General features: G+C 59.1%; 16 protein-coding genes. 14 read left to right on the forward strand and 2 right to left on the reverse strand.

What is annotated here, in order from left to right; all coding sequences use genetic code 11:
- Positions 1 to 48: 48 nt before the first annotated feature.
- Together ACA053_RS14180 and pgm are read left to right on the forward strand one after the other, a co-directional pair.
- Entirely contained in the window at positions 49 to 1449 is a 1401-nt protein-coding gene (locus ACA053_RS14180) for an aminotransferase-like domain-containing protein (RefSeq protein ID WP_497317988.1), read from the forward strand.
- Positions 1450 to 1569: 120 nt separating this feature from the next.
- A complete protein-coding gene (gene pgm, locus ACA053_RS14185; RefSeq protein WP_109631076.1) occupies positions 1570 to 3216 on the forward strand; it encodes a phosphoglucomutase (alpha-D-glucose-1,6-bisphosphate-dependent) in 1647 nt (548 codons plus the stop codon).
- Between the two features lie 212 nt (positions 3217 to 3428).
- Here pgm and ACA053_RS14190 read toward each other — a convergent pair whose 3' ends face one another.
- Positions 3429 to 4124 carry a pirin family protein gene (locus ACA053_RS14190; RefSeq protein WP_497317992.1) on the reverse strand — a complete coding sequence of 232 codons (696 nt, stop codon included), beginning with the start codon at positions 4122 to 4124 and terminating at the stop codon, positions 3429 to 3431.
- A gap of 280 nt (positions 4125 to 4404) precedes the next feature.
- On the opposite strand from ACA053_RS14190, the gene ACA053_RS14195 reads away from it, so the two are divergent.
- Positions 4405 to 6879 (forward strand): UvrD-helicase domain-containing protein, encoded by a 2475-nt coding sequence (locus ACA053_RS14195; protein WP_497396020.1) that lies wholly within the window; start codon positions 4405 to 4407, stop codon positions 6877 to 6879.
- A 57-nt stretch (positions 6880 to 6936) separates the two neighbouring features.
- Here ACA053_RS14195 and ACA053_RS14200 read toward each other — a convergent pair whose 3' ends face one another.
- Positions 6937 to 7212: a DUF1652 domain-containing protein gene (locus tag ACA053_RS14200; protein WP_109631085.1), complete on the reverse strand. Its 276-nt coding sequence runs from the start codon at positions 7210 to 7212 to the stop codon at positions 6937 to 6939.
- Positions 7213 to 7474: 262 nt separating this feature from the next.
- Here ACA053_RS14200 and ACA053_RS14205 point away from each other — a divergent pair, with 262 nt between their 5' ends.
- From ACA053_RS14205 to eprS, 11 genes are all read left to right on the forward strand, one after another.
- The gene (locus tag ACA053_RS14205) at positions 7475 to 8290 is read left to right on the forward strand and encodes a helix-turn-helix domain-containing protein (RefSeq protein WP_497396022.1); all 816 of its coding nucleotides are present in this window, start codon (positions 7475 to 7477) and stop codon (positions 8288 to 8290) included.
- Between the two features lie 50 nt (positions 8291 to 8340).
- The gene (locus ACA053_RS14210) at positions 8341 to 9747 is read left to right on the forward strand and encodes an NAD(P)/FAD-dependent oxidoreductase (RefSeq protein WP_497317998.1); all 1407 of its coding nucleotides are present in this window, start codon (positions 8341 to 8343) and stop codon (positions 9745 to 9747) included.
- Positions 9748 to 9789: 42 nt separating this feature from the next.
- The gene (locus ACA053_RS14215; RefSeq protein ID WP_497318000.1) at positions 9790 to 10131 is read left to right on the forward strand and encodes a cupin domain-containing protein; all 342 of its coding nucleotides are present in this window, start codon (positions 9790 to 9792) and stop codon (positions 10129 to 10131) included.
- Between the two features lie 68 nt (positions 10132 to 10199).
- Positions 10200 to 11285, forward strand: coding sequence for a polyamine ABC transporter substrate-binding protein (locus tag ACA053_RS14220; protein ID WP_497318002.1), 1086 nt, complete (start codon positions 10200 to 10202; stop codon positions 11283 to 11285).
- Positions 11286 to 11377: 92 nt separating this feature from the next.
- On the forward strand, positions 11378 to 11836 hold the full coding sequence (locus ACA053_RS14225; protein ID WP_497318004.1) for an REP-associated tyrosine transposase: 459 nt from the start codon (positions 11378 to 11380) through the stop codon (positions 11834 to 11836).
- Between the two features lie 492 nt (positions 11837 to 12328).
- Entirely contained in the window at positions 12329 to 13786 is a 1458-nt protein-coding gene (locus ACA053_RS14230; protein WP_497396024.1) for a serralysin family metalloprotease, read from the forward strand.
- 75 nt (positions 13787 to 13861) lie between these two features.
- Positions 13862 to 14287, forward strand: coding sequence for an AprI/Inh family metalloprotease inhibitor (locus ACA053_RS14235; RefSeq protein WP_497396163.1), 426 nt, complete (start codon positions 13862 to 13864; stop codon positions 14285 to 14287).
- 174 nt (positions 14288 to 14461) lie between these two features.
- A complete protein-coding gene (locus ACA053_RS14240) occupies positions 14462 to 16237 on the forward strand; it encodes a type I secretion system permease/ATPase (RefSeq protein ID WP_497396026.1) in 1776 nt (591 codons plus the stop codon).
- Positions 16234 to 17583, forward strand: a complete 1350-nt coding sequence (locus ACA053_RS14245; RefSeq protein WP_497318012.1) for an HlyD family type I secretion periplasmic adaptor subunit — start codon at positions 16234 to 16236, stop codon at positions 17581 to 17583. The genes ACA053_RS14240 and ACA053_RS14245 overlap by 4 nt, the downstream gene beginning before the upstream one ends.
- A gap of 2 nt (positions 17584 to 17585) precedes the next feature.
- The gene (locus ACA053_RS14250; protein ID WP_497396028.1) at positions 17586 to 18953 is read left to right on the forward strand and encodes a TolC family outer membrane protein; all 1368 of its coding nucleotides are present in this window, start codon (positions 17586 to 17588) and stop codon (positions 18951 to 18953) included.
- A gap of 221 nt (positions 18954 to 19174) precedes the next feature.
- Positions 19175 to 22132: an autotransporter serine peptidase EprS gene (gene eprS, locus ACA053_RS14255; RefSeq protein ID WP_497396030.1), complete on the forward strand. Its 2958-nt coding sequence runs from the start codon at positions 19175 to 19177 to the stop codon at positions 22130 to 22132.
- The last annotated feature ends 33 nt before the right edge of the window (positions 22133 to 22165 follow it).

Here is a 22165-nt window from a genome sequence, read left to right on the forward strand (position 1 = left end):
CGCGTTCATCCGCAAGCGCCCCGTGCGTAGCGTGTTCGGTCGTTACCCATGAAAGGACCACGCGAAACCGACTTCGCCTATCAGGCGGTCTACCGTTACCTGACTAACCTCATCAACGAACCGGTCAGCGACACGCGGGTCCGCCTCCCTTCACTGCGGCAGTTGGCAGACCGATTGAGCGTGTCGATTTCGACAATCCAGTACGCCTATTCGCTGCTGGAAAAGGAAGGGCGGGTGTACTCGGTCGCCAAATCCGGTTATTACGCATTGCCGGTGTCGTCCATTCGCCCGCTCAGCAGCGGCAATGACCTGCTCGAAACGGTCTATGTGAATGCCAGACGTCCGGGAATGCTGGTGTTGAGCGCGGATGAACCGGCGTTGCTGCAGCCCCTGGACAGCCCGTTATTGCTGCTCGAAAGAGAACTGCTGCGTCAATACCCGCGCCAGCCGCAAACGACTTCACAACCTTGCGGTGAACTGGAACTGCGCGCCGCTCTGGCCGCACGATATACCTCCTCTCCGGCACGCTGCTGGCACGCCGATGACGTCTATATCGGCGCCGATTTGCGTGGCGTCCTGGAGATACTGATCGCCGTGCTGTGTCTCAAAGACGCCACGGTCGTCGTCGAGTCACCCTGCGACTGGACGATTCTGCGTTTGCTTCAGGACGCTGACGTTCGGGTCATCGAGCTGCCCCTGCTAGGCAATGGCAGCCTGGACCTTGAGCAGCTGACGCAATTGCTGGAGACCGAGCCGGTTCGGCTGGTCATGCTTTCATCCGGCCTCAACATGCCACGCGGCAGCGTGGCTCCTCACAGCAACAGGCAGGCAACCGCTCAGCTGTTGGAACGTCATGGCAGCTGGGTGCTGGAGAACGACTGTTACGGCGAACTCGAATTCGAGTCCGACGGACTGCGGTTTCGCGATCTGCTGAACCCGGATCGGCTGATCGTCTTCTCCACCTTCGAAAAATCCATCGGGCCTGAGGCGCCTTATGGCTTTGTGCTCTCGCGGCAATTGAGCGTCGAACTGCAGCGGCACTTCTTGTTGCGCTCATTCCGCTTGTCGCCGATTCGCCAGAAAGCCATCGCACGGCTATACAGCAATGGGCGAATCGATCAGCACTTGCTGGTCCTGCGGCGGCTGCTCAAGGACCGCAAGGCGCACATGACCCAGCTGTTGCAGGAACGTCTGGGGGATGCCTTGCACTTCGTCGACCCCGTGGGCGGTGCGACGATCTGGGTGCGGTCTTTGCGTCAGGTCGATGTACGTCGGGTGTTTCAGCGTCTGCTCAAGCATCAGGTGGTGATTGCGCCGGGGGAACTGTTCAGCCTCCACGGATTGCACGCGCAACACTTGCGCCTGAGTCATACCTTCGGCGGCGACCACGACCTCCCAGCGGTCATGGGTTTGCTGGGCGATGCGTTGCGCCTGGAGTCCATTGACTGACCAGGGCCGGGGCGTTGGTGATTGATAACATTTCGCCCGGGATCGATAACGTCGCGCTGCGGTCAAACTGCCAGTAAACTGCATTCCTATTCCTGAACCACTCTATTCCAGAGGTTTTGCATGACACTCAGTCCTTTTGCGGGCAAACCGGCGCCGGCAGAATTGTTGGTCGACATCCCGCGACTGGTAACGGCCTATTACACTGGCCAGCCTGATGCCGCTATCTCGACCCAGCGTGTTGCCTTCGGCACGTCCGGACACAGAGGCAGCTCGTTCGACCTGAGTTTCAACGAATGGCACGTTCTGGCGATCAGTCAGGCCATCTGTCTGTACCGTGAGGCCCAGGGCATCGACGGTCCGCTGTTTGTCGGCATCGACACTCACGCGCTGTCCACTCCGGCCGGCGTCAGCGCCTTGGAGGTGCTGGCCGCGAACGGCGTCACGGTGATGATTGCCGAGGGTGACGAATACACACCGACTCCGGCGATTTCCCACGCGATTCTTTGCTACAACCGCGGTCGCACTTCGGGCCTGGCGGACGGCATTGTGATCACTCCGTCGCACAATCCGCCGCAAAGCGGTGGCTATAAATACAACCCCACCAACGGTGGACCGGCCGATACCCACATCACCAAGTGGATCGAAGCCAAGGCCAACGAACTGCTGAGCAACAAGCTGGCTGGCGTCAAACGCATCAGCTACGAGCAGGCGCTGAAGGCCGGCACGACTCATCGCCACGATTACCTCAACACCTATGTCGCCGACCTGATCAACGTCATTGACTTCGATGCCATCCGTGACGCCAAGCTGCATCTGGGTGTCGATCCGCTGGGCGGAGCAGGGGTGCGTTACTGGTCGGCGATTGCCGAGCATTACCGTCTGGACCTGGAAGTGGTCAACAAGCAGGTCGATCCGACGTTCCGTTTCATGACGGTCGACTGGGACGGGCAAATCCGCATGGACCCATCGTCGAGCCATGCCATGCAAGGCCTGATCGGCCTGAAAGAGCGTTATGACGTCGCATTCGCCTGCGACCCGGATCACGATCGCCATGGCATCGTGACCCCGTCCGGTGGTCTGCTGGCGCCGAACAGCTATCTGGCGGTATCGATCGACTACCTGTTCCAGAACCGTCCGCAGTGGCGCGCCGACGCAGCCGTGGGCAAAACCGTGGTCAGCAGCGGCTTGATCGATCGCGTGGCCAAGCGCCTGGGTCGTCGTCTTTACGAAGTGCCGGTCGGCTTCAAATGGTTTGCTGATGGTCTGTTCGACGGTTCGCTGGGTTTTGGCGGCGAAGAAAGTGCAGGGGCCTCGTTCCTGCGCAAGGACGGCGGCGTCTGGTGCACCGACAAGGACGGCTTGATTCCGGCATTGCTCGCCGCTGAAATGACCGCTCGCACGGGTCGTGATCCGAGCCAGGCCTACCGTGCGTTGACCGATGAACTTGGCGAGCCGTTCTCGGTACGCGTCGATGCCAAGGCCAATCCTGAACAGAAAGCCTTGCTGAGCAAGCTGTCGCCGGATCAGGTCACCTCGACCCAACTGGCTGGCGAAGCGATCCAGAGCATCCTCAGCCATGCGCCGGGCAATGACCAGGCCATCGGCGGCTTGAAAGTCATGACCGAGAACGGCTGGTTTGCGGCACGGCCTTCGGGGACTGAGGACATCTACAAGATCTACGCTGAGAGCTTCGTCAGTGACGAGCACCTCAAGCAGTTGGTTGCAGAAGCTCAGACCTTGGTGGATGGCGCTATTTCTGCGAAGTGATTGAGGGACTTGTGGCGAGGGGGCTTGCCCCCCGTTGGGTCGCGAAGCGGTCCCGGCATTTTCCCGGCTATACCGCGATATAGATCTGACGACTGCTTCGCAGCCGAACGGGGCGATGGGGCTTTCCGACAAGCCCCCTCACCACAAAGGTTCAGATGTAAAAAGGGGCGACCATCAACGGTCGCCCCTTTTTTTGCCCTGCATTTACCCGATCAAGCCAGATCCACCAACACAATCTCACTGTCTTCGATGGCAGTCACTCGCAACACCTGCTCATCCGCCACCGCCACACCGTCTCGGGCTTGGGCCCGCAAGCCATTGACCTCAATGACCCCGGTAGCTGGAACCAGATAAGCGCGACGACCACTGTCCAGGTGATATTCAGCGGATTCACCAGCCTTCAGGTTCGCCGCCACCAGCCGTGCATCAGCGCGGATTCGCAGGCTTTGATCATCGCCGGACTTGCCACTGGCCAGGGTCACGAAACCTTCGCGCTGACCTTTCGGAAAAGGCTTGGCGCCCCAGGAAGGGGCCAGGCCGGATTCATTCGGAATGATCCAGATCTGGAAGATCCTGGTTTCACCCGCCTCCAGGTTGTATTCGCTGTGGGCAATCCCGGTACCGGCACTCATGACCTGAACGTCGCCCGCTTCAGTGCGACCCTTGTTACCCAGGTTATCTTCGTGGGTAATTGCACCTTCACGAACGTAGGTGATGATTTCCATGTCCCGGTGCGGATGTTTTGGAAACCCGGTGCCAGAGGCAATCACGTCGTCGTTCCATACCCGCAGGTTGCCCCAATTCATGCGCTTCGGATCGTGGTACTCGGCGAACGAAAAGTGGTGATGGGCATCCAACCAGCCATGGTGGGCGCCGCCCAAGGATTTGAAAGGTCTGAGTTCAAGCATGATCGTCTCCTGAAAAGGTTCGTCATGGGGCAGAGCGCCTGAGCCACGAAACAAGAACCGGTGGTTGATGGCGGGCATCATCTATCAGGCACCCATCGATAAAAAGCGTAAAAAATGCCTCATCATGATCGAATTAGTTGATGTCAATTAACCTCGAAATATTCTCACCCAGCCTTCACTTCATCGTATAAGCCAATGACCTGTAAGCATTTCACTAGAACTCAACGGCAAATACGGACACCATAGCCCTCGTCAGCCTCACACCCTGGAGTCCGCCCGCGTGCCGCAACACACCCCCGATCTTCCTCCCGAACTTCGCCCCTTGGCCGAGATGCCACTGCTCAAGCGCCTGGCCGCGCGTTTCTTTGGCCATGGCCTGACTCGTCTGCGTGCGCAACACCGTGCGTCGTGGCTACACGGGCAAGCCGATGGTTTTCGCAGCGGTCACAGCGCTGGAGTGGACTACGGCTATAAAGAAGGCAAAGCCGAGGGGTTGGAGGAAGGTCGGCAAGTGCTGTTGATCCGCGATTCGCGCTCGACCGAGCACCGGCCGCCTAATGTCGATGACAACTTGTTCGACGATTGGCGCCTGCCCTTGAGCGCCGAGCTAAAGAAGCGGATGAAGGCCGATGTCGCCCGATTGCTGCCCCCACACGCCCAGCCAAGCGCCGCCCAGTGGAAGATGATTTTCAGCGACACGCCTTCGACGTCGGTGATTGCCGGGGCCGGCGCGGGCAAGTCGACGACGCTGGTACTGCGCATATTGCTGCTGACCCATTACCTGGGCTTCGAGCTGAGTTCGATGACCGTGGTGACCTTCACCCGCGAGTCGCGCAAGGACTTCATCAATAAGCTGATCGAGTTGTTTGCCTTGTGGGATCGGGCCCTGAGCCTCAAAGAGGCGCGGGATCTGGTGCGCACCTTCCACTCACGAATCCTGCCCATGGTTCGCAGTCTGCCGGGCTTCGAACGTCTGCAAGCGTTCGAAAACCTCAGCAATCGCGCGCAGAACGGTGATGAGGAGGTCGACAGCAACCCCTTTGACCTGCGCATCAACGACGCCCAGCGTCAGCAACTCAATGCCTGTTTTCACAGCCTGCATACCCGCGATGAGCGTTTTCGCGAACTGATAAAGCCATTGTCCCGTCATGCCTTGCAGCTCAAGGAGCTGGAGCGTGATCACCCCGACGTGCAGAAACGCATGGCGGTGACCGAGTTGGCGGCCAAGCGTGACGAAGAACTCTGCGACACGATTGAAGACCTGTGGTTTCGCGCAGGCGCGTGGCCAATTAAAGGCATCGAGCCCAATCGACAGACCTTCGACATCAATGGTGCGACCTTCCATTGTCACGGTTACATCCCGACGCTGGATGCCTGGGTGGTACTCGGGTTTGACCCGCGGGAAAATCCGCAAGTGTGCCGTCCAAATGCCAAGTTGACTGTCCGCGCGGAATGGGCAGTAAAGCGCACCCTGTTTCAAGCTTTCTGTCGTAAGCCATTGATATGGATAGATAGTTACGAGTCTTCAAAGCGCATGTTGGCCTCCCTCGCAGGCGACGCCAGCGCCGGGCCGGGCTTCGATTACAAGGTCAAAGGCGAATTGGGATCGGCACCCTTGCTGGACTGTTTTGTCGCGGCAGCCGGGTTTATCGAAAACCTGGGCCTGGATGTTCCGAATGCTGTGGGTCAGATGAGTTTCGCCAAAGATGACCCTGACCGGTTTTTCTTCGAGGCCTTGAGCCTGTTCTGGCGAGCCCTTGAAGATCATTTGCTCGATCAAAAGCCACCGGTAATGACCTACAACCGAATGTTTGCCTTGTTCAGCGAACACTCCCCGGAAAATCTGAAACTGCTGAGTGATGAGCTGCTAAGACCTTTGTCTCACTTGATGATCGACGAATTTCAGGACGTATCGCCGCAGATTGTCTCGTGGATCCGCGCCAGCCTGGCCGAAATTCGCAGTCGCGGCCCGGCGATGCACGTCGGGCGTGGTGCGCAACGCTCATCCTTGCTCTGTGTTGGCGATGACTGGCAGTCCATTTATGGCTGGCGTGGCAGTTCGCCGTCGTATTTCATGGAGTTCAACAAGGAATTCCCGTCGCCGAGCACGACTAAAGTAATGCTCAGCGACAACTACCGCAGTCATCAGCACATCATTGATGCCGCCGAGCATATCGTTCGCGCAGCGCCATCGATCGCTGGAAAGAAGGCCAAGGCTACCGGTGAACCCAAGGCACTATTGCCGGTAAACGTCATGGATCGAGACGATCAGGGCATGGCTCAACGCCTGATCCAGCACTACCGACAGGGCGATTCGATCTTGATGCTTTATCGAAAAAGCAGCGATAAGTTATTGATAGAGCAACATATTCAGTCTGTAGTTAATGTGGATTCTAGCTTGCCGCACAACGCTCGCCGCATCAAACAGCTGACATACCACAGCGCCAAGGGCCTGCAAGCTGACGCGGTGTTCTTGCTCGGTGACTGCCAGCACCTGACCAGTTCTCCTTACAAGAACCAGGTCTATCGCATGGCGGGACTTGGCAAGGCTGGCGACAACGAGCCTTACGACAACGCACAAAAAGACGAAATCCTGCGACTGGCGTATGTCGGCATCACTCGGGCAGTGAGTCATTGCTATTGGTATGTCGAAGGTCAGGACACGCAGGCGGCGAATATGCCCAAGGCATCGGACAGGGTTGGCAAGGACAAGCCGTTCTTCGCTGATCATCGCCAGGGTCAACACCTGGCCTGAACCCGAGGCCCACAAAAAAGCCCACATGATGTGGGCTTTTTGTTGGGTGTTTGACCTTCAGGCATAACTCTTGAGGGCCACGGGAGGAATGAAAGACTCAAGTTCGTCTTCCACGGCTTCGATTATTCGTTCTACGTCCGCAGCATTCATCACAGTTGCGCAAGGAATGCCTGCAATGGCGATCATGGTCTCGCCACTGGCTCGGTCAAACAGGCGGGCAATCATGCTGCCCGGCGCGTCCATGCTCGCCTCGAATCCCATGGGATGAAAATGCCAGCGCATCAGCTGGCAGGCGTTTGGAAAGGTAACTTTGCTGAATGACCCTTTATTCATGTGTTGCCCGCCTTCTTCATCGAGCGCTTCCTTTAGCTCATGTTAGGAGGGAAGAGCCTTCAATGGCTCAACCGGTGACTGCCTTTAAAAGTAGCACCCAGATGTGAAAACCATGTGATTTTTTTCAGTCCGTTTGGCGATTGGTCACGTTTTTTTGATGTGGATCACGTGCCGGGCCTGGCTCGACACTGCGCCGATTCGCTCTGGTCATTGAAGCCGTTACCGAACTTCGGCAAGCTCGGTTTTTTTCGCCGAGTCCTTTATGCACGCCGATGATGATGGCCCCCTGCAAACCCAGGCCACGGGCGAGACGGTCATGCGCTACCACCTGTGCTGGAAACACCGGGATCTGGACGGTGTGATGGCGCTTTATCACCCGGACATTCAGTACAACGACTTTTTCCAGAACCGGGTCATGGGCCTGGACGAGTTGCGCGACTACGTGCGCGGCAGCATGCCGCGTAACCCGGATGAAGCGCTGGAGCATTCGGATCGCATACGCCTGGACGGCAACACAGCGTTCATCCAGTACCAGATGACCTTGCGCGGCGGCGAAGGGCTGGTGTCGTTCCGTTCCAGTGAGGCCATCACGGTGCGCGACGGGTTGATCTGGCGGGTCAACGAATATGCATCCCTGGTGCGCGAACAACCGCAAAGCAGCACCGCTGCGAACTTGCGCCCGGCCGCCAGTCGTCTCGGGCTTTCACCGCGCCAGCTGAGTTTCATGGCTGAGGACTTGCAACAGTATTTCCAGCGCCAACAGCCTTATCTGGACCCCGAACTCGACCTGCAACGGGTGGCGAAGGAGTGCGGCTACAGCCGCAATCAGATTTCCTATCTGCTGAATCAAGTGCTGGGCCAGAGCTTCTATCGCTATGTGAACCAGGCACGGCTGCAACATTTGCTCGCAGCCCTGGACGCCGTCACGCCGCCGGTGCGCATTGATGAGCTGGCGTTTGCCGCCGGCTTCAATTCGTTATCGGCGTTCTACAGTTGTTTCCGCCAGCACACCGGGCTGTCGCCCAAGGCTTACGTCAAACAAATTTCTTTGCGTGCACGCGCGCACGACAGTCCCTGAGCCCACGCACTAGGATCGACGCCATCGAAGTTTGAGTGGCGGAGTCTGGCATGTCGGCGTGGCGCACTATCAGTTTGTGGATGGATCAACTCGACGAGCCGTTGTTGGCACGTCCTGCGCTGGAGCACGACCTTGACGTCGACGTAGCCATCATCGGCGCTGGCTACACCGGACTTTGGACCGCGTATTACCTCAAGCGTCTGGCGCCAGGCCTGGACATCGCCATCGTCGAGGCGCAAACCGCCGGTTTTGGTGCGTCGGGCCGTAACGGTGGCTGGCTGATGGGCAACCTGCTGGGCGAAGACCGTCTGCTGGCCGGTTTGCCGGCGGAGCAACGTCGCGCATCCTTCGATCTGCTGCACAACATTCCTGATGAAGTAGAGATAGCCATCGAACGTGAGGGTATCGACTGCGATTATCGCAAAGGCGGCGTGCTGTACTGCGCCGCGCGTTATCCCGAACAGGAAGCCAGCCTGCGCGAATACCTCGATAAGCTGTACAGCCAAGGCCTGACCGAAAGCGATTATCGCTGGCTCAGCCCTGAGCAACTGGCGCAACAGATCAGAATTGCGAAACCCTATGGCGGTATCTATGCACCGCACGTTGCGACCATTCACCCGGCAAAGTTGGTGCGAGGCCTGGCAGAAACGGTCGAGCGAATGGGCGTTAAAATTTACGAAAACAGCGCGGTCACGCAGTGGCAGTCGGGGAGTTTGCGCACCGCCAAGGCTCAGGTTCGCAGCCGCTGGGTCGTGCCGGCGGTAGAGGGCTATTCGGTCACGCTGCCGCCACTGGGCCGCTATCAGCTGCCGGTACAAAGTCTGATTGTCGCCACTGAACCACTGTCCGCCGCGACCTGGGACGAAATCGGCTTGAGCCGTGGTCAGGCGTTCAGTGAAAGCAGTCGGCAAGTCACCTATGGCCAGCGCACGGCCGACAACCGCCTGGTGTTCGGTGCCCGGGGTGGCTATCAGTTTGCCGGCAAATTACGCCATGACTTTGACCTGACCACCAGCGAAGTGGAATTGCGGCGCTATTTGTTCAGCGAACTCTTTCCTCAACTCAAAAACGTGCAGATCACTCACGCGTGGGGCGGCAACCTGGGCATGTCCCGGCACTTCAAGCCACACATGCTCTGCGATCACGCCAGTGGCATTGCGCTGTCTGGCGGTTATGGCGGGGAGGGCGTCGGTGCCAGCAACCTGGGTGGCAGAACCCTGGCTGATCTGATTCTCGAGCGCGATACCGAACTGGTTCGCCAACCCTGGGTCATGCCCCAGGGCGGTCTCGACACACTCAGGGCCTGGGAACCCGAACCCTGCCGCTGGCTGGGTTACAACGCAATCATCCGCAGCTTCGTCCACGAAGACCAGACCCTGGCCAACCCGGCTACGGCCCCTTGGCGCCGCAAACTGGCGAGCAAGGTGGCGGGGTTCATGGAAGGTTTCATGCACTAAACAGCGCCTCCTCATCTACAGGCTCAATCGACAGGTACTCCCATGGGCATCACCCAATTCAAGAACACCGCAACACTGGAACTGGAAGAGTCGAACCCCGTCGCCGTGCCGCTGGGAACACCGGTGGCGGTGGCTTCGACCACCAGCGTCGAGCGCGACGATGGCGTCGAAACCGGCGTCTGGGAATGCACGCCCGGCCGCTGGCGTCGGCAGATCGTTGCCCAGGAATTCTGTCACTTCATCCAGGGGCGCTGCACTTTTACCCCGGACAACGGTGAAACCCTCTGCATCGAAGCCGGCGACGCACTGATGTTGCCGGCCAACAGCCTCGGCATCTGGGACATCCAGGAAACCGTGCGCAAGACCTACGTTTTGATTTTTTGATTTTTGATCCTTTGATTGCCTGCCAATAGCGCTCCAACAAAAAAAACGGCCCATACAGGAATCGACTCATGATCCGAAAGACACTGACCCTCGCACCCCTTGTGCTTGTCGCGTCCCTCAGCCACGCGGCCGAGACCGTCAAGATCTACAACTGGTCGGACTACATCGCCCCGGACACCACCAAAAACTTCCAGAAAGAAACCGGCATCGCCTTCAGCTACGACGTCTACGACAGCAACGAAACCCTCGACGGCAAGTTGATGACCGGCAAATCCGGGTACGACGTGGTGTTCCCGTCCAACCATTTCATGGCGCGGCAGATTCAGGGTGGGGCGCTGAAGAAGCTCGACAAGAGCCAGCTGCCAAACTGGAAAAACCTCAATCCGGTGTTGCTCACCGCGTTGCAGACCAACGATCCGGGCAACGAACATGGCTTCCCATACCTGTGGGGCAGCACTGGCATCGGCTACAACATCGCCAAGGTAAAAGCCGTACTGGGCGACAACGCGCCGGTGGATTCCTGGGACCTGATTTTCAAGCCCGAGAACATGGAAAAGCTGCAAAAGTGCGGCGTCGCTATCCTCGACAACGGCCCCGAACTGCTGCCTGCCGCGCTGAACTACCTGGGACTGCCGCATCACAGCAAGAACCCGGAAGATTACAAAAAGGCTGAAGCGCTGCTGATGAAAGTCCGGCCATACGTCAGCTATTTCCACTCATCCAAATACACCAGCGACCTGGCCAACGGTGACATCTGTGTAGCGGTCGGTTTCTCCGGCGACATCCTGCAAGCCGAAAACCGAGCGAAAGAAGCCAACAATGGCATCGACATCGGCTACGCCATTCCCAAGGAGGGCGCCGCCATCTGGTTCGACATGGTCGCCATGCCCGCCGATGCCCCGGACGAAAAGGCCGGCTACGCGTTCATGAACTACCTGCTGCGCCCGGACGTCATGGCCAGCATCAGCAACCACGTGCACTACGCCAACGGCAACCAACAGGCCGACAGCCTGATCGACCCAGCCATCAAGAACGACACCAAGGTGTATCCGAGCCCGGAGATGATGGGCAAGCTGTTCGCGCTGGAGGCCATGCCGCTCAACATTGACCGGATTCGGACGCGGGTGTGGAACAAGATTCGGACGGGGAGTTGAGGGTTCATGTTTTGTAGCGATTGCGGCGCGTCGGGTTCGATGGCGACGTTGTAGATTCCGGGCCTCCTTTCAATGGATCTGGAGGCAATGGAATGCCTGTTTGTTCAAATGCGGGCCTGCTACGCACTGGCCGTTTTTCTGAGCCAGGACGTATTTATCTGCTAACGGCTGTCGTTGACCAACGGCAGCCGTTTTTTGCGGATTGGCGGTTGGGAAGGCTGGTTGCTTTGCAATTGCGCGAGGCTCAAGAAAACGGCTGGGCTGATTTTTTAACATGGGTTGTGATGCCGGATCATCTGCATTGCCTGGTGCAACTGCACGACAAGTCATTGGCAGAGTTGATGTGCCGAATAAAATCGCGGAGCAGTTTGGCGGTCAACCAGGCGTTAGGGCGGCGAGGGCGGTTGTGGCAAAAGGGCTATCACGATCGGGCGGTTCGCAGGGAGGAGGGCGTGAAGGATCTTGCTCGATATGTCGTGGCTAACCCGATACGAGCGGGTCTGGTAACACGTGTTCATGATTACCCGCTGTGGGATGCGTGTTGGTTGTGAGTATCTGACGACTGCTGCGCAGCCGAACGCAGCCTCGCAGGCTCGGCAGCTGCTACAGGAACCGCGCACACCGCAATCTTTGTAGCAGCTGCCGAGCAGCGCGAGGCTGCGTTCGGCTGCGCAGCAGTCGTCAAAATCTCACACTTACTACAAATACGACTGATATCAATCCACTGGCACACATACTAATAAGTCCGAAAAAACGAGACGCCTTCGACAAAAAACAACTTACCCATATTTAATATTTAAATACGCAATTGTCAGACAATTAGTCCGAACACCATGAGCTTGAAACTATATTTCGACAGCGCAGGCATTGTTTCCGGGTACTTGCTGGAGCAGAACAATTTGACGTCAAAAAAAATGTAGACGTTTGATTTCGAATTGTGTCAGTTTTCTTTCGCCTTCATTGGGCGAGTGATAGGACGATCTCGCCAGAGATTGTCGCTATCTGACAAAAACTGTTCCATTGCTTAACAAGGAAGTGTGTTTATGTCGAAAGTTAAAAACAATGCTATTGATCTTGCCGAACAGGCCTTTTCGCCATTGCAATCATTGGCGGCGCCCAGTTCCGCCTACAACCAGATCGACAGCTTCAGCCATCAGTATGACCGGGGTGGCAATCTCACGGTCAATGGCAAACCTTCCTATTCCGTCGACGAGGCAGCAACCCAATTGCTGCGTGACGGCGCTGCCTACCAGGACAAGGACGGCAGCGGAAAAATCGAACTGACTTACACGTTCCTGACCTCGGCGTCGTCGAGCACCATGAACAAGCACGGGATTTCCGGTTTCAGTCAGTTCAGCGCCCAGCAGAAAGCCCAGGCCGTGCTCGCCATGCAATCCTGGGCCGATGTGGCCAAAGTCACGTTCACCGAGAAAGCCACAGGCGGCGACGGTCACATGACCTTCGGCAATTACAGCAGCGGCCAGGACGGCGCAGCGGCATTCGCCTACCTGCCTGGCACCGGTGCCGGTTATGACGGTACTTCGTGGTACCTGACCAACAGCAGCTACACGCCCAACAAGACGCCGGACCTGAACAACTACGGTCGTCAAACCCTGACCCACGAAATCGGTCACAGTCTGGGCCTGGCCCACCCCGGCGACTACAACGCTGGTGAGGGCGCGCCGACCTACAACGACGCGACCTACGCGGAAGACACCCGCGGCTACAGCCTCATGAGCTACTGGAGTGAAAGCAACACCGACCAGAACTTCAGCAAGGCCGGCGTCGAAGCCTATGCGTCCGGCCCGCTCCTGGACGATATCGCCGCCATCCAGAAGCTCTACGGTGCCAACACCACAACCCGCACCGGGGACACCACCTACGGTTTCAATTCCAACGCCGGTCGCGATTTCCTGAGCGCGTCTTCGTCGTCGGACAAGGTTGTGTTTTCTGTATGGGATGCGGGCGGCAAGGACACGCTGGACTTCTCCGGTTTCACCCAAAACCAGAAGATCAACCTCAATGAAGCCTCGTTCTCCGACGTTGGCGGCCTGGTGGGCAACGTTTCCATTGCCAAGGGTGTCACCATCGAGAACGCAATCGGTGGTTCGGGCAGCGACCTGCTGATTGGTAATGGCGTGTCCAACGAGCTGAAGGGCGGGGCCGGCAACGACCTCATCTACGGCGCGGGCGGTGCGGACAAATTGTGGGGCGGTACCGGTTCGGACACTTTTGTGTTCGCGGCCAGCAGTGACTCCAAGCCGGGTGTAGCCGACCAGATCCTCGATTTTGTCAGCGGCCTGGACAAGATCGACCTGACCGGCATCACCAAAGGCGCAGGCCTGCACTTCGTGAGTTCGTTCACTGGTGCGGCAGGCGATGCAGTGTTGACCTCCTCGGGCGGTAATAGCCTGTTGTCGGTGGACTTCTCCGGGCATGGCGTGGCTGATTTCCTGGTCAGCACCGTTGGCCAGGCGGCGTTCTCGGACATCGCTGCGTGATGTAATGCGATAAGGAGGGCGGCGCCGATGCGCCGTCCTCTGTGCCAAAGGCCACCAGCCGGAGTACAACAACCTATGGCTCATAAAGCCTTTACCCACCGAACAACCGCGTGGCTCCTGGCGACGTTGATGATTTTTTTTGGAGAGACAGCCATGGCGAGCAGCCTGAAATTAGCAGACCCCTCGGAACTGGCCGGCAAATGGCAGGCGACCCTGAGCGCCAAAGATGACTCGCCCGAGTCCCAGGCGTTGCAGGACAAACCCTCCAATGTGTGCGTCATCGACTTCCAGCTGAAACAAACACTGGGTGACGGTGCCGATTGCCTTAGCGCCTGGCTGAACGGAGAAACCGCTATCGGCTGGTTCCCGGAACCGGACGGCATTGCGATCACCGGCAACGAAGGTTCGAAGATTCTGTTTCTCAGTCGTCAGCGTGATGGCGCTTATAAAGCCACATTGAAATCCGCTCTGGTCATAACACTTGTGCGCCAGGCGCAGTAATGGACAGGCTGCGTCGAAAAGAGTGATGGTCATTATCGTTATAAGCACCCAACCAGATTGAAAGTTGTTATTGGTTTGTAAGCGCTAGTGCGCCAAACCTATATCCGCCGCTGTGCGGGCAGTTAATGGAAACTTCGTCAGGCATGACGAGGGATAACACCTCAGGAAGAACCCATGAAGATGGCAAAGAGCCCAGCCACCGCACCGTTATTCAAGGCACTGGGCGACTATAAAAGCATCCTTATCAGCGTCGGTTGTTTCACCGCGTTAATTAACGTGTTGATGCTGGTCCCGTCGATTTACATGCTGCAGGTCTACGACCGCGTGCTGTCTTCGCAAAACGAAACCACCCTGGCCATGCTGTCGCTGATGGTGGTCGGATTTTTCGCCTTCATCGGTTTGCTTGAGATCGTGCGCAGTTTCATCGTCATCCGCATCGGCAGCCAGTTGGAGCGCCGTTTCAACCTGCGGGTCTATCAGGCCGCGTTCGAGCGCAACCTGCTCAAGGGCGAGGGCAACGCCGGGCAGTCCCTTGGCGATCTGACCCACATTCGCCAATTCGTCACCGGCCCGGCGCTGTTCGCGTTCTTCGATGCGCCGTGGTTTCCGGTCTACCTGTTCGTGATCTATCTGTTCAATGTCTGGCTCGGTGTGTTCGCCACCGTGGGCGCGGTGGTGCTGATCGGCCTCGCTTGCCTTAACGAGGCGATGACCAAAAAACCCTTGGGCGAAGCCGCCGGCTTTTCGCAGAAGTCCAGCCAACTGGCCACCAGTCACTTGCACAACGCCGAAACCATTCAGGCCATGGGCATGCTCGGGGTGTTGCGCAAGCGCTGGTTCCAGGTGCATTCGCGTTTTCTCGGCCTGCAGAATCAGGCCAGCGACACCGGCGCCATCATCAGCTCCCTGAGCAAGACCTTGCGTCTGTGCCTGCAATCCCTGGTTCTGGGCTTGGGCGCTTTGCTGGTGATCAAAGGCGACATGACGGCCGGGATGATGATCGCCGGCTCGATTCTGATGGGCCGCGTCCTGAGCCCCATCGATCAACTGATCGCAGTCTGGAAACAATGGAGCGGCGCCAAGCTCGCTTATCGTCGTCTTGATTCGCTGCTGCAAGCCTTTCCACCGAGTGATGAAGCCATGGCGCTGCCGGCGCCGAAGGGGCAGATCACCTTTGAACAAGTCAGCGCCGGCCCTCCGGGGCAACGTGCCGCGACCCTGCACATGGTCAATTTCAGTCTGGGTGCCGGCGAAGTGTTGGGTGTGCTTGGCGCCTCCGGCTCCGGTAAATCGACCCTGGCCCGGGTGCTGGTCGGCGTCTGGCCAACCCTCGGCGGCACTGTGCGGCTTGATGGCGCGGACATCCATCGCTGGAACCGCGACGACCTCGGTCCCTACATCGGTTACTTGCCCCAGGACATCGAATTGTTCAGTGGCAGCATCGCCGAAAACATCGCCCGGTTTCGCGAGGCCGACCCACAACAAGTCGTCGAGGCGGCGCAACAGGCCGGCGTCCATGAGTTGATCCTGCGCATGCCGCAGGGCTACGACACGGTGCTCGGCGAGGACGGCAGCGGTTTGTCCGGCGGCCAGAAGCAACGGGTGGCATTGGCCCGCGCGCTGTACGGCAAGCCAAGCCTGGTAGTGCTGGATGAACCCAATTCCAACCTCGACACCGTGGGCGAAGCGGCACTGGCCGGCGCCATCGCGCAGATGAAAGCCCAGGGCACCAGCGTGATTCTGGTGACCCATCGTTCCTCGGCCTTGGCCCAGGCCGACAAATTGCTGGTGCTCAACGAAGGTCGTTTGCAGGCCTTTGGGCCCAGCCAGGAAGTGCTCAAGGCACTCTCCGGCGCCCAGGAACAGCAACGCGAAAAAACAGCGCAAGCAGCGGGCGGTCTCAGCATGAGTCGCCAGTATCAGCCCACGACAAGGAATTCGGGTGTATGACCAGCGCTCGCATGAACACTGAAAACGAAGCGACGATGGAACACGATTACATCGCTGAACGCCCGGAGCGCGATGCGCGTTTCTTCGCCCGCATGGGCTGGATTCTGGCGATCGTCGGCGCTGGCAGTTTCTTCACCTGGGCAAGCCTCGCGCCACTCGACCAAGGCATTCCGGTGCAAGGCACGGTCGTGGTCTCCGGCAAGCGCAAGGCCGTGCAATCGATGAGTAACGGCGTGGTCAGTCGGATTCTGGTGCGCGAGGGCCAAGTGGTTAAGCAGGGCCAGCCGCTGTTTCAGCTCGACCAGACTCAGGTCGCCGCCGACGTGCAATCGCTGCAGGCGCAATACCGCATGGCCTGGGCCAGCCTGGCCCGTTGGCAGAGCGAGCGGGACAACCTCAAACAGGTAAATTTCCCCGCCCAGTTGAGCAACGATCCTGATCCGCGCCTGGCCTTGGTCCTCGAAGGCCAGCGGCAATTGTTCAGCAGCCGCCGCGAAGCGTTTTCCCGCGAGCAGGCGGGCTTGCGCGCCAGCATCGAAGGCGCGAGTGCGCAACTGGCCGGCATGCGCCGCGCACGGACGGACCTGACGGCCCAGGCCAGCTCCTTGCAACAACAACTGAGTAATCTGCAGCCCTTGGCGGACAACGGCTACATCCCGCGCAACCGCTTGATGGAGTACCAGCGGCAACTGTCGCAGGTGCAGCAGCAATTGGCGGAAAACAGTGGTGAAAGCGGCCGGGTCGAGCAGGGCATTCTCGAGTCGCGCCTGAAGTTGCAACAGCACATCGAGGAATACCAGAAAGAAGTCCGCACACAACTGGCCGACGCGCAGCTCAAAAGCGTGACCCTGGAAGAGCAATTGACCTCCGCCGGCTTCGATCTGCAACACAGCGAAATCATCGCTACCGCCGACGGCATTGCGGTCAACCTTGGGGTTCACACCGAAGGCGCGGTGGTCCGCCAAGGCGACACCTTGCTGGAGATCGTGCCGCAAGGCACTCGCCTGGAAGTGGAAGGGCACCTGCCGATCAACCTGATCGACAAGGTCGGCACCCACTTGCCGGTGGACATTCTGTTCACCGCATTCAACCAGAGCCGTACACCGCGTGTACCCGGCGAAGTCAGCCTGATCTCCGCCGACCAGATGGTCGACGAGAAAACCGGCGCGCCGTATTACGTGCTGCGCAGCAGCGTCAGCGACCAGGCCATGGAAAAACTCAACGGGCTGGTGATCAAGCCCGGCATGCCGGCGGAAATGTTCGTGCGCACCGGTGAACGTTCACTCCTCAACTATTTGTTCAAACCGCTGCTCGACCGGGCAGGCTCCGCGTTGACCGAGGAATAAGGATGTTCGGCTGTATGAATAAGCTTTCAATGCTCACAGCCACCCTGGCGTTGCTGACGTGCAACAGTGTGATGGCCGCCATGGGGCCGTTCGAGATCTACGAGCAAGCGTTGCGCAATGACCCGGTGTTCCTTGGCGCCATGAAGGAACGCGATGCCGGTCTTGAAAACCGCATCATCGGCCGTGCCGGGCTGTTGCCCCGGATTGGTTACACCTACAACAAGGGCCGCAACACCTCCAAGGTCACGCAAATCAATGAAGGTCGGCCGGACTTCACCGAGGACCGCAACTACAGCAGCTACGGCTCGAACCTGACCCTGCAACAGCCGTTGCTCGATTACGAAGCCTATGCGGCATATCGCAAAGGTGTGGCGCAATCGTTGTTTGCCGACGAAGCCTTCCGCGGCAAGAACCAGGAATTGCTGGTTCGTGTGCTGGAAAACTACACCAATGCGCTGTTCGCCCAGGATCAGATCGACATCGCGCTGGCCAAGAAGAAAGCCTTCGAACAGCAGTTCCAGCAGAACGAGCAGATGTTCCGTCAGGGCGAGGGCACGCGCACCGATATTCTTGAAGCCGAGTCCCGCTACGAGCTGGCGACCGCCGAGGAAATCGAGGCGCGCAACGAGCAGGACGCGTCCTTGCGCGAACTGGGCGCGCTGATTGGCGTGCCGGCCGTCGACATCACGGACCTGGCGCCGCTGGACCAGAACTTCCAGACCTTCAGCCTGCAGCCGGCCAACTTCGACACCTGGCACGAGATGGCCGTGGCCAACAACCCGAACCTGGCCTCCCAGCGCCAGGCGGTGGACGTTGCGCGTTATGAAGTCGAACGCAACCGCGCCGGGCACTTCCCGAAAGTCAGTGCGTACGCTTCCGTGCGTCAGAACGAGTCGGAAAGCGGCAACACCTACAACCAGCGTTACGACACCAACACCATCGGCATCGAAGTCAGCGTGCCGTTGTACGCCGGTGGCGGGGTGTCGGCGTCGACCCGACAGGCTAGCCGCACCATGGAGCAGGCCGAGTACGAACTGGACGGCAAAACCCGGGAAACCCTGATCGAACTGCGGCGGCAATTCAGTGCCTGCCTGTCCGGGGTGAACAAGTTGCGCGCTTACCAGAAAGCCCTGAAGTCGGCGGAAGCGCTGGTGGTCTCGACCAGGCAAAGCATCTTGGGCGGCGAGCGGGTGAACCTGGATGCGTTAAATGCCGAACAACAACTATTTACCACCCGCCGGGATTTGGCACAGGCAAGGTACGACTACCTGATGGCCTGGACCAAGTTGCATTACTACGCCGGGACCTTGAATGAGCAGGATCTGGCCAAGGTGGACGAGGCGTTCGGCCAGGGCCCAAAGACCCAATGATTTCCTGAAGAAACACCCCTGTGGTGAGGGGATTTATCCCCATTGGGCTGCGAAGCGGCCCCAGCAGTTCGTTAGCTACACGCATTTCAGGATTGACGACTGCTGCGCAGCCGAACGGGGATAAATCCCCTCACCACATGTTTCGCCAACTGCTACAGATGCGTTGCGGCCCTTAATGGGCAAACAGAATTCTAAAAACGCCAAAAAAGCGAGAAGTAAACATGGACGTACAGATCAAGCCGATGTCGGTCGGCACGTTGTTGCTCTGGATTTCAGTAGCGCCCGGCTCGGCCCAGGCGCTTTATCAGGAAACCGGCACCCTGGGTGATGCCGCCAGTTGGCGTACCACAGAATTCCAGCGCGATTGGGGGCTGGCCCGCATGCAGGCCGATCAGGCGTACGCCGCCGGCATTACCGGTAAAGGCGTAAAAATCGGCGAGCTCGATTCAGGCTTCGATGCGTCCCACCCCGAATTCGCCACCGACCGTTACCACGCGGTGCTGACCAGCGGCAGTTACGTCGACGGTTCACTGTTCAATGTCGACGGCACCCTCAACGCCAACAACGACTCCCACGGCACCCACGTCGCGGGCACCATCGGCGCCTCCCGCGATGGCACCGGCATGCACGGCGTGGCCTACAACGCGCAGGTCTACGTCGGCAACACCAACAAGAACGATAGTTTTCTGTTCGGTCCCAACCCCGATCCGCGCTACTTCAAAGCGGTCTATAACGCCTTGGCCGACGCCGGCGTACGGGCGATCAATAACAGTTGGGGCAGCCAGCCACCGGACGTCAGCTATCGCACCCTCGGCGATCTGCACGCCGCTTACGCGCAGCACTGGAACAAAGGCACCTGGCTAGACGAAGCGGCGGGCGTTTCCCGACGCGGCGTGATCAACGTGTTCAGCGCCGGCAACAGCGGTTACCCGAATGCCAGCGTGCGTTCGGCCTTGCCGTATTTTGAACCGGACCTGGAAGGCCATTGGCTGGCAGTGTCGGGGCTGGATCAAAGCAATCAGCAAAAGTACAACCAGTGCGGCATCGCCAAGTATTGGTGCATCACCACCCCCGGCGCGAAGATCGACAGCACCATTCCCGACGGCGGTTATGCGATCAAGTCCGGCACGTCCATGTCCGCGCCACACGCCACCGGCGCTTTGGCGTTGGTGATGGAACGCTATCCGTACATGACCAACCAGCAGGCGTTGGAAACCCTGCTGACCACCGCCACCCAACTCGACGGTTCTGTCACCCAGGCGCCGAATACCCGCGTCGGCTGGGGCGTGGCCAACCTTGAACGGGCGATGCGCGGGCCGGGGCAATTGCTTGGGCGCTTCGACGCCAATCTGGGGGCAGGGCAGAGCGATGTCTGGAGCAACGACATCTCGGACAACGCATTGATCCAGCGGCAGAGCGAAGACACCGCCGAACGCAGTGCCTGGCAACAGACCTTGAGCATCAAAGGTTGGCAGAACGGTGTGCCGGCCGGTGCCAGCCAACAGGACCAGACGGATTACGCCGTCGGCATGGCTCGCGATTCAGCCGCCGCCAACCGGGTCTACGAAGGCAGCCTGATCAAGTCCGGCGCCGGTCGCTTGATGCTGACCGGTGACAATAGCTATCGCGGGGCAACCACGGTCAATGGCGGTTTGCTGTCGGTCAACGGTTCGCTGGCATCCCGTGTGACCGTCAATGACAGCGGCACGCTGGGCGGGTCGGGACGAATCGGCGCCCTGACCGCCAACCGAGGCGCTACCATCGCGCCGGGCAATTCCATCGGCACCTTGCAGGTCGCTGGCGACGTGACGTTTGCCCCCGGTTCGACCTACGCGGTGGAGCTGTCGCCGACCGACAGCGACCGCATCATCGCGGGCGGCACGGCCACCGTCAGCGGCGCGACAGTCAGCCTGTCGCTGGAAAACAGCCCGACCTTGCTCAGCACCCACCAAGTGCAAAGCCTGCTCGGTCATCAATACAACATCCTGCAAGCGGCCGGCGGCATTCAAGGTCAGTTCGGTGCGGTGCTGCCCAACTATCTGTTCATTGGCGGCAGCCTCGATTACGCCGCCACCGGTATTCAACTGAGTGTGGAGCGCAACGATACGACGTTCGCCAGCGTCGGCCAGACGCCGAATCAGCGCGCCGTTGCCTCCGCTGTGGAAGGGCTTGGAGCGGGGAATCCGGTTTACGAAAGTCTGCTGCTGTCGCCCACCGCAACGTCCGCACAGCAGGCGTTCCAGCAGTTGTCGGGGGAAATTTACCCGGCGTTGGGCTCGGTGCTGATCAACGACAGCCGTTACTTGCGTGATGCGGTCGGTGAGCGACTGATTGACGCTAAAGGTTCTCAAAGCAATGGCTGGATCAAAGCGTTGGGGGCTTGGGGCAAGACCGACGACCGCCATGACACCGCCGGTTACACCAACTCGATTGGCGGCTTGCTCGCCGGTGTCGATGGCGCGATCGACGAGCAAACCCGCATCGGTCTGGTCACGGGCTACAGCGACAGTTCCGTGAGCATGGGCTCGGGCACCCATTCATCGGCCAAGGTCGACAGCTATCACTTGGGTGCCTATGCCGGCCGCGAGTTGGGCGCCTGGCGCCTGAGTGCTGGTGGTGCCTATAGCTGGCATCGCGCCGACGTCAAACGTGACCTGCAATACGGCGACGTCAGCGCCAAACAGAAAGCTAAAGTCGATGCCGGCATCACTCAAGTGTTCGGTGAGGCGGCGTATCGCCTGAACCTGCAACCGCTGGCGCTCGAACCCTTTGCCAATCTGGCTTACGTGCACCTCGACACCGAAGGCTTCACCGAGAAAGGCGATGGCGCCGCACTGAAAAGCAGTGGCGACACGCGGGATGCGGTGCTCAGCACCTTGGGCGTGCGCGCGTTGAAAACCGTGAACCTGTCCAGCCAGCAGCAACTAGACCTGAGCGGCAGCCTCGGCTGGCAGCACAACCTGAGCAATACCGATGCTGAAGAACATCTGGCATTTGCCAGCGGCAGCACGGCGTTCTCGGTGGAAGGTTCGCCAATGGTGCGTGACGCGGCGCTGATAGGCGCCCATGCCAGCCTGGCCCTGAGCCGGGATGTTCGCGTGAACCTCGATTACACCGGCCAACTGGCCAGCCGCGAGAAAAGTCATGGCGTAGGGCTGAGCCTCAACTGGCAGTTCTGACGCGACCCTTGTAGCAGCTTCACACCATGAAAG

It is taken from the genome of Pseudomonas sp. LBUM1672 (genome assembly GCF_059695655.1).